The organism is Kaistella antarctica, assembly GCF_900109615.1.
In the GTDB taxonomy this organism is placed as follows: domain Bacteria; phylum Bacteroidota; class Bacteroidia; order Flavobacteriales; family Weeksellaceae; genus Kaistella; species Kaistella antarctica.
Genome location: NZ_FOIX01000001.1, coordinates 17,772 through 30,724 on the forward strand (window position 1 = coordinate 17,772; position 12,953 = coordinate 30,724).

Below are 12,953 nucleotides of genomic sequence, written 5' to 3' on the forward strand. Positions count from 1 at the left end.
TATTTTAATGAATTGTAAAAAAGCAAAATAAATATGAAATTTAAAAATTGGTTGATCCTTATAGTTCTCTTTCTTTTTCAAGGAATTACTGCTCAAATCAAAGATCCTGTAAAATTCAAATACACTATCAATTCGCTTCCTAACAATGAATATGAAGCAGTGTTAACCGCCACGATTGATAAAAACTGGCATATTTATTCTCAAGACTTACCTGAAGATTCGGGCATTCCGACCGAAATGAAATTAAGTTCTAAAGACGGAATTACCCTCATTGGTAAAGTTTTAGAAGTTGGTAAAAAACACGATGAGTTTTCCGAGGCCTTCGGTGCTCAAATCGTTTACTACTCTAATTCGGTTTTATTCAAGCAAAAATTCAAACTAAAAAATAACGCAAAGCCTGCGAATGTTACGGCAGAAATCACTTACCAAACTTGTGATGACCGCGTTTGTTTGGCGCCGAATACTTTAGAATTCGAACAGAAAGTAACACCATCTTCAGTTTCGCCAGATACGCCAACATCATCTGAAGATGTAATTCTTCCGCCAGTTGACGGAGTAGATGGTGATAGTTTGCGAACAGCTGATATTCAAGAAACGTCAATCGTTGCGCCTGTTGCAGCTGTACAAGAAGGACTAAAAGTAGCTTCCATAGATTTTGAAAATCCACAAACCGACTGCGGTGTTGCGAAACAAAATAATACAGAAAATTTCTGGACCTATTTATTACTAGGATTTTTCGGAGGATTAATTGCTTTGTTGACGCCTTGCGTTTTCCCAATGATTCCGTTGACGGTTTCCTTCTTTACCAAAGGATCGAAAGATAAAGCGAAAGGAAAAAGAGACGCATTTATTTATGGTTTCTTCATTTTGTTAATCTTCGTTTTACTAAGTGTGCCCTTCCACATTATTGATGGAATTGCCGGAAACATCTTTAATCAAATCTCGACTTCAGTTTGGCTGAACGTTGCCTTCTTCGTGATTTTCTTATTCTTTGCCGGAAGTTTCTTCGGGTACTACGATATCACTTTACCAAGTTCCATCGCCAACAAATCTTCCAAAGCAGAAGACGCCGGTGGAATTATTGGAATCTTCTTCATGGCTTTAACATTGGTGATCGTATCGTTCTCCTGTACGGGCCCAATCTTAGGAAGTTTGTTAGGAAGCGCAGTCACGGGTTCCTCCAATGTTCCAATGTTGTTGACCTATGCTTTAGCTGGATTTGGATTCTCGTGGGCAATCGTTTTCGGATTGCTGGCTTTCTTCCCGCAAGCACTACAAAGCTTACCAAAATCTGGTGGCTGGATGAATACCGTGAAAGTAGTTTTAGGTTTCATCGAACTAGGTTTGGCTTTAAAATTCTTATCGAAAGCAGATTTAGTTTCAAAAACATTCCTATTAAAAAGAGAATTATTTATCGTGATTTGGATCTTGATTTCAATTGGATTAGTTCTTTATTTATTCGGGAAAATCAGATTTCCACATGATGATAAAAATGCCAAGATTTCATTGCCAAGAAAAATATTCGGAGTGTTAGGAATTGGATTTGTAATTTATTTGATTCAAGGATTATTTCCAGCCGAAAGACCAACTCTTCAGCATTTAAGTGGGATATTACCTCCGATTAATGTAAGTTATTTGCATAAAGAAGGCGATGGAATTTTAGGAATGCATCCTTCTCACGATTATTTCGAAGCCCTAGAAATTGCCAAAAAAGAAAACAAACCGATGTTGGTTGACTTCACTGGTTACGGTTGTGAAAACTGTCGTAAAATGGAGGAATTCGTTTGGAGCGAACCAGATATTTTGCCAATTCTACAGAATGAAGTGATTCTTGTTTCATTGTATATTGATGACAAAGAAGCGCTTCCTGAATCTGAGCAAACCTCTATCGATATGGGGAATGGGCAGAAGAAAAAGATTAAAACGATTGGTGATAAATGGAGTTTATTCCAGCAAATTAACTTTAATAATAATTCGCAACCTCACTATGTTTTGATTTCACCTGATGGAAAAGTAATCAATACTCCAATTTCGGGCTATATGCCGAAAGAGGATTTCAAAGCATTCTTAGAATGTGGAATCGCTTATTTTAAGAAAGGGAAATAAAAGACGAGAAGATGATAGACTGATAGATAATAGACGTGTATCTTTAAAGTAAAATAGCCGGCAGTAATTGTCGGTTATTTTTGTGGTTAAAGAAAACGGATTTAATTATTTATGATCCTCGTTCCAATAATAACTATCGGGATGAATTCTTTGTCCGAAGATGGCGGTGCCGACTCTGACGATGGTAGAACCTTCTTCGATGGCAGTTTCTAAATCTCCGCTCATTCCCATGGAGAGTTCTTTCATTAGAACGTTTGGAATATGTAGAGAAATTACTTTTTGCTGAATGTTTTTGAGTAATTGAAAACACATGCGGACTTTTTCAGTTTCAGCGCTGAATAATCCAATCGTCATCAGCCCTTTTATTTTTAAAGTTTCTAGTTGTGAAACTGCTTTAATAAATTCGATGGCTTGATCTGGATGAACACCGAATTTACTTTCTTCATTGGAAGTGTTGACTTGAATTAAAACCTCCATTGTTTTCTTTTCGTACAATAATCGTTGATGAAGTTTCTGCGCCAGGTCGAGACGGTCGAGTGATTGAATGCACGAAATCTCGCACTTCAAAAGATCTTTTATTTTGTTGCTTTGAAGATTTCCAATAAAATGGCTCTCGTGCGGAATTGATTTTAAAGATTCGTATTTCTCCTTTACTTCCTGAACCTTATTTTCTGCTATTAAAGTCTGCCCCGCTTCGAGTGCAACTTTAATATTTTCTGAAGAAACCGTTTTAGTAGCAAGCAATAGCCGAACTTCACTCGGATTTCTGTTGCTTTCAAAACATGCATTTTCTATTCTTTGAAGAATAAGTTTCAAATTTTCTAAAATAGATTCTGTCATTTTTCTACTGATTTTTCCAGTTTTTCTAATTCGTCGAGTTGATCTAACTTTTCGAATTGTTCAATGAGTAAAGATTTAATTTTGGTAAACGCATAATCCTTGGCTTCGGCAAAAGAGATATTGTATTTTCGGTCGAAGTTGAGCATCTCTCTCGGAAACGGACGTAAAATCTTATCGTAATAGGTATCCAGAACTTCTGAAGTTGGCATTTCGAAATTAATGCGCAACTGAAAACGCCGCATTAAAGCGAAATCAATAATCTCAGCATGATTGGTAGCGGCGATCAGCAAAGCGTTTGCTGGATAATAATCGATGAGTTGAATAATGGTATTGACCAACCTTCTCATTTCACCAACATCTTTATCATCGCTTCCTCTTTCCTTTCCGATTTGATCGAATTCATCAAGAAAAAGAACGGCTTTTTCACGCGCTGCTTTATCGAAAACCTGTTTGATATTTTGGGAAGTTTCGCCAATTCTGGAACAAACAATATTGCTTAAATTTAAAATTAAGATTGGTTTTCCAAGTGCGTTGGCAATTGCTTTGGCCGTCGTTGTTTTACCACAACCAGAATGTCCTTGCAAAAGAATCTTATTGTTGACTGGCAATCCATACTTAGTGAGTTCATCAACATATTTATATTCCTTAATGAGTTGCAGAATGTGTTGGTGATTGTACTCATTCAGAAAAACATCATCTAAAGAAACTATTTCTTTGTCGTTGATAATAAGATCGTATACATTCATGAGTACAAATTTCTAAGTACAAATTTAGCGAAGATAAGTGACATTGGAAAAGGTGATAGATTTTAAAATGGAAAATATTGCACAGCGATTGTAACGATTTGCGTTTAGAATCTAGGATACACAATCAATCGATCCAATTCAATTGGATTATTAAATTTCTTAAGAATAGTTCGAAAGCGTTCATTGATTTCTCTAGTGTTCGTAGTGCTTACGACTGTTCCATCATTAAGGAAAAAATCGGAATTGCCGGTTCGCCCGTTTGCGTTTTTGATGAAACCTACGGGCGATTCGTAAAATTTTAATTTGGCCGTTTTATATTTTTCCCAAGTAACTGGAATACTGATTTCCATCGCATATCCCATCATTTGGATCTTCTGCAGATTCTTTTAAATTTTCTGATTTAGCGAGCGAGAATTTATAATTCTTTTGATCATCTGAAACCTCCATAATTAATCCCGGCAAGCCATGAAATTTGTAAGGCCCTTCTTGGAAAGGGATTTCTGTAGCAAACCAGGCGATCCAATTTCTGCCGCACCAAGTTGTGGTGGCTTTTTGAAGAGTAATCTCTTTCACTTGTTTTTTCTCCGTTGTTAAAGTCCAGGCTTGAACGTCTTTCGTCTCCAAATCTAAAACCGTACTTTCTAATAAATCATATTCATTGAAATTGGAACTTCCTTTTTTGTGTTTTAAAATCGTAGAAGCACTTAATTTCAGATCTGCGGGAAAAGGAATATTATTTTTTGTTAAAGAATCTGCCGTAAAATAATCTCTCGAATAATAGAGAACCTCATCGCCCGTGATATCCAGATGGTAATTTTGTTTGGTAGTCACTTGTATAGTTGAATCTTTTCGAAATTCCACATCATAAATGAAACGGTGAGTTTGAGCAGTTGTGCAAAAACTGAACAATAGAATGAATAGCGTCAATTTAATTTTCATTTTCATTTTCATTTATAAAGTTTTGCTCTTCTTGGCTTAAGTCTACAAAGCCCTTGTCATCACTCACTTTCATATTTTCCCAGAACGGCTCACTTATTTCTACTGGTTTTTTTAAACCATTTTCATCACTGGGTTTAAAATTTTTATATATAATTTCGCGCGAAGACCGATATTCAAAACTTCTATCTCCCTGCATGTATTTGGATCCTTCATAATTAATGCTTGTTTTGGAGGGCACATATTTTTCACCGCTTTTATAAAAATCAAAAGTGAATATTCCGTCTGGATATTGAAACTTATATATTTCCCCAGTTTCATCTCTATATTGCCGAGGTTCGTGATTTTTCTGTTCGAAAATCATTTGATAATGCGTAATAACACGATCCGATTTATTAAAAATGACCGTTCCTTTGTAAATCAAATCAACATCTGTTTTCACTTTGAAGGATATTTCCTGATGATTTTCATCCTCATACAAAACTCTTGCTGAGGTAACCGCTTTTCTTTGATTACTCAGGCTTATAATTCGATGCAATTCATAATTGAAAAATAGATTTCCGATAAATTGATTATGCCCTTTTTGAGGTTTAACTTTAATATCAAAATCACGCTTTTCACTTTTCAAATATCGAAGATTATCAATTTGCATTTGTACAAAATTGTCGAACTTTTTATGAAACGCCTCTTTACCATTAAAACTTCCGTCCCTTGTCCAGTATTTTCCATCTGCGACCATCAGTAATTTCATTTGGTTATTTTCAAAAGATTTCTGCCTAAAGGTAATATCATAAATAGCAGGTTTATCGTAATACTTATCAGCATAATTTTTAGACACTTCTTTAAAAATCTTTTTGATATCAATAGAAATAATTTTTATTTCGTCAATATCATTGTACAGCGGTTTTAGGTTAATTGTAGATTGCTGCTTTGCGCTTTTCAACGTTTCATATCCAGCGACGGAAACTTCAAATTGTTTCGCCTCTTTGGGTAAAGAGATAAAACCATCATCATTAGAATAGAAAATTTGATCCGCCAGAATAATACGCGCATTTGGAATCGCGGCTCCAGTTTCGGAATCTGCGATTTTTATCTTCTTCAATGTTTGAGAAAATAAGGAGCAGGAACAAAAAATAAAAAGGAGTAAAGGTTTTTTCATAAAAGTCAATAATGGGTTAATATTTTTGAACGTTCAAAATTATATTTATAATCGAAGTTAAAATGATAAGGAAATGATAAATTTTTAAACTATTTAGTTAATTAATACTAATTAAATTAAACGTTTAACCCATTATTGTTAAAATACTCAAAAGTATAACACAAAAAAATAACCAACGATAAGGGTTGGTTATTTTTAAAAGAAAAACTGATTTTTATTTTAGCCCGGATGGAAGTGTAAATCCTTTTTTTGCGCTAGCAGAAAAAGATTGCAACGGACAGCCGGAACGTCATTTGTAAAAAGCAAAAATCTTGTTGCTCCTAAAATTTTTAATTCGTCACGGGAGCACTATTGAAACCAATTGAGGTTTTCAAAGAAATATCTGAGGTAGGTGATTGTTTTAAAACATATACTATTTTCGCTTGTACATTGCCAGATTTCATCATGTTGTCAAACGTATTCGTCGTACTCACATCCATTGAAAGTGAATTCCCTACATTATCTGGAATGGATTCGCGAGAGGCGACCAAAACTTGATTGCTTCCGCTATTAGAAAGATAAACCTTCACTGATTTAAAAACACCCATGCTCGTTCCTGAACCGACCGAAAGGGTGGCATTGGTTACTCTGATGTCTTTCACATTCGCACCAGATCCTGTAATCTGATTAATACTTTGCGCTGCAGACACACTTGATAATTCTGTATTTGCGGGCGAACCTGCAGCAACTAAAACCGTCGCGTTATAAGGAAACGTATTTTGTAAAATCGAAGAAACAGTAGAACAACTTGCAAGTGTTGCTGTCGCGACGATTGCTGATAAAAACATATTTTTCATAATGGTAGTATTTTATTAATGGCTGTCATTCAGAAATTAGACCAATTGAGCGGTTTAACATAAGATTAACTATTCAAACCCTTGAATGGAAAGGTAATTGCACTTATCACCTCATTAACATCTAAAAAATAAATATTATGATTTCAGACAAAATGAAAAACTCGGACTTTCACAAATTTTTTGTAGATGAATTGAAAGATTTGTATTGGGCAGAAAACGCTTTATTAAAAGAGTTGCCAAAGATGGAGAAAGCAGCGACAAGTAAAGAATTAGCAGAGAGTTTTGCCAAGCACCATGAAGAAACAAAAGAACATATTTCTCGTCTTGAAAAAGTTTTCGAAAGTTTAGGCGAAAAAGCAGAAGGAATAAAATGTGAGGCGATGGAAGGAATTCTAAAAGAAGGAAAATCCATTATTGAAGATACAGCAAAAGATACCTTTACCAGAGATGCTGGACTGGTTTTAGCTGCTCAAAAAGTAGAACATTATGAGATTGCAACATATGGAACTTTGAAAGTTTTTGCAAGTCACATGGGACATAAAGAAGCCGAAAGATTATTAGCCGAAACGCTGGATAATGAAAAAGCAACCAACGGAACATTAACGGGACTTGCTGAAAGATTTATCAATCAAAAAGCAGTTTCTGAATAGTTGAAATAAATTGACGACAATAAAAAAATCCATCGTTACGATGGATTTTTTTTGTTCTTATTTTATGTTGACGGTAAATTTACCTTTTGCTTCTCCAGAAGCCATCAAACTTTTACCGATGATTAACCAAACTTCACCGGGTTTGCTAATATCTTGTGACATTTCTAAACCGAAAGGACCATCATACTCACCATTCGCCAATTTGATTTGGTTAAAACGAATATTCATATTGGAATTAGATGGAGTGATTTTTCCTACTATTTTCTTGCCATCAAAATTTTTAATTTTTAAAACAAATTTTTGTTGATCAGTCGTGAACTCATCAGAGATCGTCAACGGAATCATATCTGCATTTACGGTTTTGATAATACTGTCGCCAGCTATGACGCGGAATGTTTTTGAAACTGTTTTTGGTTTTTCTTGATCGAGAATGACGAGGCCGTTTGCTGAAGAATCCATTTCTAGAGGTTTACCATCAGAAACGATGATTGAGTCTTCATTCATTACGGTTTCTGTAACTGCCTCATTTTTCTGACAAGACATCATTAATAAAGGAAGGATTGCGAGTAATTTTTTCATTTTAGAATAGATTTTTAATTACAATTAGAAGTTGCTAATTAGTGTTTTTAATTTTATCAGTCTTTCAAACTGTTTCATTCATCAACAGCAAGTTAGGGCTTTTAAAAACAAGTTTCGTACCTTTGGACTTCTAAAAACGGATAAAAATGTTAAGCAACTTGCGTCACAATCTGGAAAAGCAATGGTTTGGTGTCCTCACAAGAATGGGCGCTAAATTGGGTATTCCGGTTTCTAAATTGCGCGTGTTTTTTATCTACTCTACTTTTGCGACCGCGGGAGTTTTCTTCCTCATTTATTTAGGATTGGCCTTCACGCTGTGGATTAAAGATATGTTTATTACCAGACGACCCAGCGTTTTCGACTTATGATTTGGTTTGAAGAATTGCAGACGCGAAAAAAACTTTCGAGAATATATGCTGCGTATGAATCGACCTTCCCGATTGATGAACGGCGAGATGAAAACCAGTTTCTTGCCTTATTGGATAATCCTGCCAGTTTTATTTTCATTGTTAAAAATGACGAAACCCCCGTTGGTTATGTCATTCTTTGGAAATTGGAAACTTGTCATTACTTAGAGCATTTTGAAGTCTTTGAAGAATTTCGCAACTTGAAACTCGGTTCTAAAGTTATTGCACAATTGCAGGAAAAATTTGGCGATCTACTTTTGGAATCCGAACCGAGCAATTTAGATGAAATGGCGGCGCGAAGAATTAACTTCTATTTACGGAATGGGTTTGCAATCGTTTCTGAAGAATACATTCAACCAAGTTATGGACCTGGAAAAAATTCAATGAACTTATTTCTGCTGAGCAACTATACTCTGGAAAATGTGAAAACAATCGAGCAGGAACTTCATCGCAAGGTTTACGGAGTTTTTTGATTAGCAATTAAAACCTCATCAAATATCCTGCAGTTTCATCGCAGGCATTCTGTATTTGTTGCTGCGTAAATTTAATTCCTTTACTGGTTTGATTTAATAATCAAGTCTTTCTAAAACTTGCAAATTTTTCTCTTAAAATAAATTCACTGTAAAAAAGGGTGAAAACCTCGTAATAGATATCGTGTTTTCTCATTAATTTTATAAAAAAAAATTATGGGATTTCTAGAACGCTCTTTAGAAATGTTATTCAACACCATTAAATATAATGGCTTGTATATCTTTTTGAGTCTGCTATTTCCGCTGATGTTTTACAAACTTGATGCAGGAAGAGAAATTGTTTTGTTTTTGCTGAATGATAAGCAGCAATACAATATTAGTTTAATCGCGTTCTCATTTTCGCTCATCAGCTTAGCGATTTGGTGCATTCCTGTTTTGGCGATTGACTACTTTAAAATCGTCACCGATGGAAAAGTTGATAAGAATGAACTCTTTGAAAAGCTCGACAATAATTACAACGGCACTATACAAGAATCTGTAACCCCATCAAACAACAAGACAATTACGCCGCAAATTCCCGTAAAATATCTATCTATTTTTCCCTGGATTATTTTTGTTTCTACCATGGCCGTAGTTTTCTACAATAACAAAGCTCTTTTTTTCGTAGGTATCATTTGTTGTGTCGCTCCAATAGTCTTGGTTAATATTTTAATTAAGAGAAATGTAACCAAACTTAGAAATATATTTTGGGAAAAAGAAACAAAAAAATGGGTGTTTTTCTATTCGATTAGTGGCTTTTTTATTATTTATCTGCTGCTCCCGTTTTTATTTCGCAATTATGATCAACACCGGTTTGCCTTAATCCTTTATTATATTCTGGGATTTGTAATGCATTATTCTTTTATCTACCTCTACGATCTCATCCGAAAATTAGAAATTGATGATCCGCTAGACAGCGCAGCGCAACAAGGCAAACCCTTGGCTTTTAATTATCAGTCTGCCCGACTTATTCATGTAGGCGTTATCGTTTCAGTCATTGTGTTGCTGGTTGTTTTTTACATTTATAATCAAAAAGCTAACCTAGGAGAATTCAATCCTATTGTGGTTTCGGTGGCCATTTCTTGCTTTTTAATTCTTGGTTTTGAGTTTTTTATTTCGTCTCAAATTCTAATTGTCAATATGGTCGGAAATGATACTTTAAAATTGAAACTGTATAAGTTCGCTGTGATTATCGGTTCCGTGGTGTTGCTTTACGCGTACTTTTTTTCCTCCTTTAATAATCATTTAATCAGAAAAGAAAATATTGTGAATTATGAAAAGACTGATTATGACCGGTTGAAATTGGAGGACTATTTCCAAAAATGGTACGACGAAAAAAACACAGACCTTAACAATAATCAAAAAGATAGTGTTTTCACCGTATATCTGGTTTCTGGACAGGGCGGAGGCTCACGAGCTGGAGCTTGGTTTTTGATGAACATGCTTTATATGGATGCGAAAAATGCAAGTTTTTACGATCATGTTTTTAGCATTTCTACCGTGTCAGGATCCTCGTCGGGAGCCAATATGTATTACGCCATGCATCAATTAGGAACGGTTGTTAACCCTAACAGACAGCAATACGATGAGACCACCAAGAAAACAGATAGTATTACTTATAATAAAATTAAAAATTTTACCAAAAACATCTATAATAGGAACTACTTAAATAGTGGCATTTTCGGACTTATTTTGAATGATTTCTCCGTAGATGCCCTTACCAATAGTTTTTTTAATGAGAGAAAAGACCGCAATTACACTTTGCAAAAGGAAGAATTAAAAGCTTTTGAAGAAAGCTATTTTAGATTGTATCCGACTGGAATGCAGCAGGAAAAAAACGCGTCGAGGAAGCAAACTATGATCAATGACTCTCTGGCAAAAATAAAAACAATCAGAAATTACTTTGAAGGAGATTTTCTCAGTATTTATAAAAATAATTATTCAAATCCTTTATTTTTCTTAAACACTACCATTATCGATGATGGCACCAAAGGTATTTTCAGTCCAGTAAAAATGGGCTTCTCGATGTTTCGGGATTTGTATGGCGATTACAGAATGTGCAACGCGAGCGATAATTATGCCTTGCCAATGGTTGCTTGCGTCAATCAAAGCCAAGCTTTTCCCATGATGAATGCCTATAGTTATTTGCACGGATCTGGCAGACTAGGAGATGGCGGAATGTACGAGAATTCGGGAACTGAAACAACCTTAGAAATCTACAAAACCCTTCGGAAATATTGCGATGAGAAAAAAATAAAAGTAGAATTTGTGTTACTTAATTTAATGAATAGTAAAATTAACGGCAGACAAAACAACGATTTTTCAAAAGCGTCTTACCTCAACACCCTTTCTGCAATGGCAAACAACCCTTTCTTCGGACACGAATTTATTGCCTACGAAAAATTGAAAAATGAAATTACCAATCCGACGGATTTCATATCGATCATCCCAGAAAACAAATATACTTTAACCAGAATGCTGAGCGCCGCAACCATTGATTCTCTCTTCAAAAATATCACTGTGAAAAATAAAACCATCAGCGATAACGCGCTGAACAAAATTTCTAGGGGATATAAAAGCAGCTCCGAAACCGACTCAGCAGCAATCGACGGAAATTTAACCAAAGTTTTTATTCAGTATTCCGGGCAAGTTGGATTAGCAACCAGATTGAAACAAAATCTTACAAAAAAGGGTTACAAGGTTCAGGCGCTGGATTTTGTACCGTCGGAAAATTCAATAAACAGCGTTCGATATTTTCATGATGAAGATGAAGGTCTAGCAAAGAGATTAAAATATGAAGTAAAACTCCAAACCAAAAGAAATGTTGAGGTTGAAAATTTTGGGAAAATCTATCCTTTTGTTCCTAAAAAACAAATTGAAGTTTGGCTGGCGGAGTGATAAAATTACTTGCAAAAATCTTTTAGAAATTTGCGTAATCGATTTTAATTAAAAAAGTGAAATTTAATTCTAGTTCTTTATTGATTTTCAGATTCGTCGGACGTTTTATTCTCGGGAGTAATCGGCGTCGCGTGAGTCAGTAATTTCTCGATCACTTTCTCGGTTTCCTGGTCGGACGAAATTCCATACCCATTGACTAATGTTCCTTTAATATTAAATTTAGGAGAAGAAATTACGTACAAAATCGACTGATCATCCGGATTAGATTCACCTTCAAAACGATACACTTTATCAATTTGAAATTCGGTCGGCGACAATTTAACATTGGCCTGATGACAAACGATACATTCTTCGTGAATATTAAAATCGTGGATATACCCTATTTTGACTAACCCGTTGATTGTTTCAGATAAAGTTCCAAAACTTTCTTTTAAAAGATCTGCATTCATTTTTTTAGGTATTTAATTAGTGTAAAACTACGTTCGGTTTCAACTTTTATAAGAAGTTTTTCACTTCAGATTCTACTTTAGCAAAAACCTTAGTTGACTTGATATTCCAGTTTAATGGTAATGCTGGCCTCTTTATCTTTGGAAGAGGTATTGAAAGTTCCGCCATAAGAATATTCTTCAGTAGAATTGGGCGCGGTAATTTGCGTAATTCCCATGGTAGCTTTTTTAAGATTTCCCAATTTCGCACCTGCATTTTCGGCGATTTTCTCAGCGCGCTGTTTTGCATCTTTGGTGGCGTCAGCAATCATTTGATGTTTAACATCTCCTAATTTTGTATAGAAATAATTGGGTGGTGAAGAAGTAAACTCTATTCCCAAATTGATAATTTCGGTAATGTTTCTGGAAAGATTTTCAACTTTAGCCACGTCTTTACTGTCGATAGAAACCGTTTGTGAAAGTTGATAGCCGGAGAAAGTTTGGGTACTTCTTCCATTTGCATCGCTGCCGTAATTAAATTGTTTCTGGATATCTACGGCAGAAAAAACCATTTGGTCTTTAGCAATTCCTTTCGACACCAAATAATTTTCAATCACTTTTTTATCGTTGGCGAGTTCATCGTAGGCGGACTTTAATTCAAAACTGTTCCGCGAGAAATTCCCACTCCAGGCAATAAGATCTGACGTAAATCTATTCGTGCCCAATCCCGTAACTGAAATCGTATTATCAGCTTTGTTTCTATTTTTAATAGCACTGCCTAAAAAAGCAAGTCCGATAATAAAACCCGCAGCTGCAATAGCGATGGCTATAATATTTCTGTTCATGAGTTTAAGTTTTGTTA

The 12,953-nt window shown here is 35.1% G+C and carries 14 protein-coding genes; 5 read left to right on the forward strand and 9 right to left on the reverse strand.

What is annotated here, in order from left to right:
• Positions 1-33 precede the first annotated feature (33 nt).
• Positions 34-2,106: a protein-disulfide reductase DsbD family protein gene (locus BMX49_RS00095; RefSeq protein ID WP_034717565.1), complete on the forward strand. Its 2,073-nt coding sequence runs from the start codon at positions 34-36 to the stop codon at positions 2,104-2,106.
• Positions 2,107-2,211: 105 nt separating this feature from the next.
• On the opposite strand, the gene BMX49_RS00100 is transcribed toward BMX49_RS00095, so the two are convergent.
• From BMX49_RS00100 to BMX49_RS00120, 6 genes are all read right to left on the reverse strand, one after another.
• A complete protein-coding gene (locus BMX49_RS00100) occupies positions 2,212-2,946 on the reverse strand; it encodes a YggS family pyridoxal phosphate-dependent enzyme (protein ID WP_034717567.1) in 735 nt (244 codons plus the stop codon).
• Positions 2,943-3,692 carry an AAA family ATPase gene (locus BMX49_RS00105; protein ID WP_034717569.1) on the reverse strand — a complete coding sequence of 250 codons (750 nt, stop codon included), beginning with the start codon at positions 3,690-3,692 and terminating at the stop codon, positions 2,943-2,945. The genes BMX49_RS00100 and BMX49_RS00105 overlap by 4 nt, the downstream gene beginning before the upstream one ends.
• Before the next feature lie 104 nt (positions 3,693-3,796).
• Complete coding sequence (locus BMX49_RS14490; protein WP_051803608.1) at positions 3,797-4,042, reverse strand: hypothetical protein; 246 nt, start codon at positions 4,040-4,042, stop codon at positions 3,797-3,799.
• A complete protein-coding gene (locus BMX49_RS00110) occupies positions 4,005-4,631 on the reverse strand; it encodes a GLPGLI family protein (RefSeq protein WP_170166240.1) in 627 nt (208 codons plus the stop codon). The genes BMX49_RS14490 and BMX49_RS00110 overlap by 38 nt, the downstream gene beginning before the upstream one ends.
• Positions 4,621-5,730, reverse strand: a complete 1,110-nt coding sequence (locus BMX49_RS00115; protein WP_126337160.1) for a hypothetical protein — start codon at positions 5,728-5,730, stop codon at positions 4,621-4,623. Before BMX49_RS00115 ends, BMX49_RS00110 begins: the two co-directional genes overlap by 11 nt.
• Positions 5,731-6,116: 386 nt before the next feature.
• On the reverse strand, positions 6,117-6,623 hold the full coding sequence (locus tag BMX49_RS00120; protein ID WP_034717573.1) for a hypothetical protein: 507 nt from the start codon (positions 6,621-6,623) through the stop codon (positions 6,117-6,119).
• Between the two features lie 137 nt (positions 6,624-6,760).
• Here BMX49_RS00120 and BMX49_RS00125 point away from each other — a divergent pair, with 137 nt between their 5' ends.
• The gene (locus BMX49_RS00125; protein WP_034717575.1) at positions 6,761-7,273 is read left to right on the forward strand and encodes a YciE/YciF ferroxidase family protein; all 513 of its coding nucleotides are present in this window, start codon (positions 6,761-6,763) and stop codon (positions 7,271-7,273) included.
• A 57-nt stretch (positions 7,274-7,330) separates the two neighbouring features.
• Here BMX49_RS00125 and BMX49_RS00130 read toward each other — a convergent pair whose 3' ends face one another.
• Positions 7,331-7,852, reverse strand: a complete 522-nt coding sequence (locus tag BMX49_RS00130) for a hypothetical protein (protein WP_034717578.1) — start codon at positions 7,850-7,852, stop codon at positions 7,331-7,333.
• Between the two features lie 146 nt (positions 7,853-7,998).
• Between BMX49_RS00130 and BMX49_RS00135 the strand changes: the two genes are divergently transcribed.
• From BMX49_RS00135 to BMX49_RS00145, 3 genes are all read left to right on the forward strand, one after another.
• Positions 7,999-8,220 carry a PspC family transcriptional regulator gene (locus BMX49_RS00135; RefSeq protein WP_034717580.1) on the forward strand — a complete coding sequence of 74 codons (222 nt, stop codon included), beginning with the start codon at positions 7,999-8,001 and terminating at the stop codon, positions 8,218-8,220.
• A complete protein-coding gene (locus BMX49_RS00140) occupies positions 8,217-8,732 on the forward strand; it encodes a GNAT family N-acetyltransferase (protein WP_034717581.1) in 516 nt (171 codons plus the stop codon). Before BMX49_RS00135 ends, BMX49_RS00140 begins: the two co-directional genes overlap by 4 nt.
• Before the next feature lie 213 nt (positions 8,733-8,945).
• Positions 8,946-11,666, forward strand: coding sequence for a hypothetical protein (locus BMX49_RS00145; RefSeq protein WP_034717583.1), 2,721 nt, complete (start codon positions 8,946-8,948; stop codon positions 11,664-11,666).
• Positions 11,667-11,743: 77 nt separating this feature from the next.
• Here the strand turns inward: BMX49_RS00145 and BMX49_RS00150 are convergent, their stop codons facing one another.
• Together BMX49_RS00150 and BMX49_RS00155 are read right to left on the reverse strand one after the other, a co-directional pair.
• Positions 11,744-12,115: a phosphoribosylpyrophosphate synthetase gene (locus BMX49_RS00150; protein WP_074726694.1), complete on the reverse strand. Its 372-nt coding sequence runs from the start codon at positions 12,113-12,115 to the stop codon at positions 11,744-11,746.
• 89 nt (positions 12,116-12,204) lie between these two features.
• Positions 12,205-12,936: an SIMPL domain-containing protein gene (locus tag BMX49_RS00155; protein ID WP_034717585.1), complete on the reverse strand. Its 732-nt coding sequence runs from the start codon at positions 12,934-12,936 to the stop codon at positions 12,205-12,207.
• Positions 12,937-12,953: the final 17 nt, after the last annotated feature.

Coding starts and splice junctions, on each gene's coding strand:
- BMX49_RS00095 (WP_034717565.1), top strand. CDS start 34: ATGAAATTTAAAAATTGGTTGATCCTTATAGTTCTCTTTCTTTTTCAA.
- BMX49_RS00100 (WP_034717567.1), bottom strand. CDS start 2,946: ATGACAGAATCTATTTTAGAAAATTTGAAACTTATTCTTCAAAGAATA.
- BMX49_RS00105 (WP_034717569.1), bottom strand. CDS start 3,692: ATGAATGTATACGATCTTATTATCAACGACAAAGAAATAGTTTCTTTA.
- BMX49_RS14490 (WP_051803608.1), bottom strand. CDS start 4,042: ATGGAAATCAGTATTCCAGTTACTTGGGAAAAATATAAAACGGCCAAA.
- BMX49_RS00110 (WP_170166240.1), bottom strand. CDS start 4,631: ATGAAAATTAAATTGACGCTATTCATTCTATTGTTCAGTTTTTGCACA.
- BMX49_RS00120 (WP_034717573.1), bottom strand. CDS start 6,623: ATGAAAAATATGTTTTTATCAGCAATCGTCGCGACAGCAACACTTGCA.
- BMX49_RS00125 (WP_034717575.1), top strand. CDS start 6,761: ATGATTTCAGACAAAATGAAAAACTCGGACTTTCACAAATTTTTTGTA.
- BMX49_RS00130 (WP_034717578.1), bottom strand. CDS start 7,852: ATGAAAAAATTACTCGCAATCCTTCCTTTATTAATGATGTCTTGTCAG.
- BMX49_RS00135 (WP_034717580.1), top strand. CDS start 7,999: ATGTTAAGCAACTTGCGTCACAATCTGGAAAAGCAATGGTTTGGTGTC.
- BMX49_RS00140 (WP_034717581.1), top strand. CDS start 8,217: ATGATTTGGTTTGAAGAATTGCAGACGCGAAAAAAACTTTCGAGAATA.
- BMX49_RS00145 (WP_034717583.1), top strand. CDS start 8,946: ATGGGATTTCTAGAACGCTCTTTAGAAATGTTATTCAACACCATTAAA.
- BMX49_RS00150 (WP_074726694.1), bottom strand. CDS start 12,115: ATGAATGCAGATCTTTTAAAAGAAAGTTTTGGAACTTTATCTGAAACA.
- BMX49_RS00155 (WP_034717585.1), bottom strand. CDS start 12,936: ATGAACAGAAATATTATAGCCATCGCTATTGCAGCTGCGGGTTTTATT.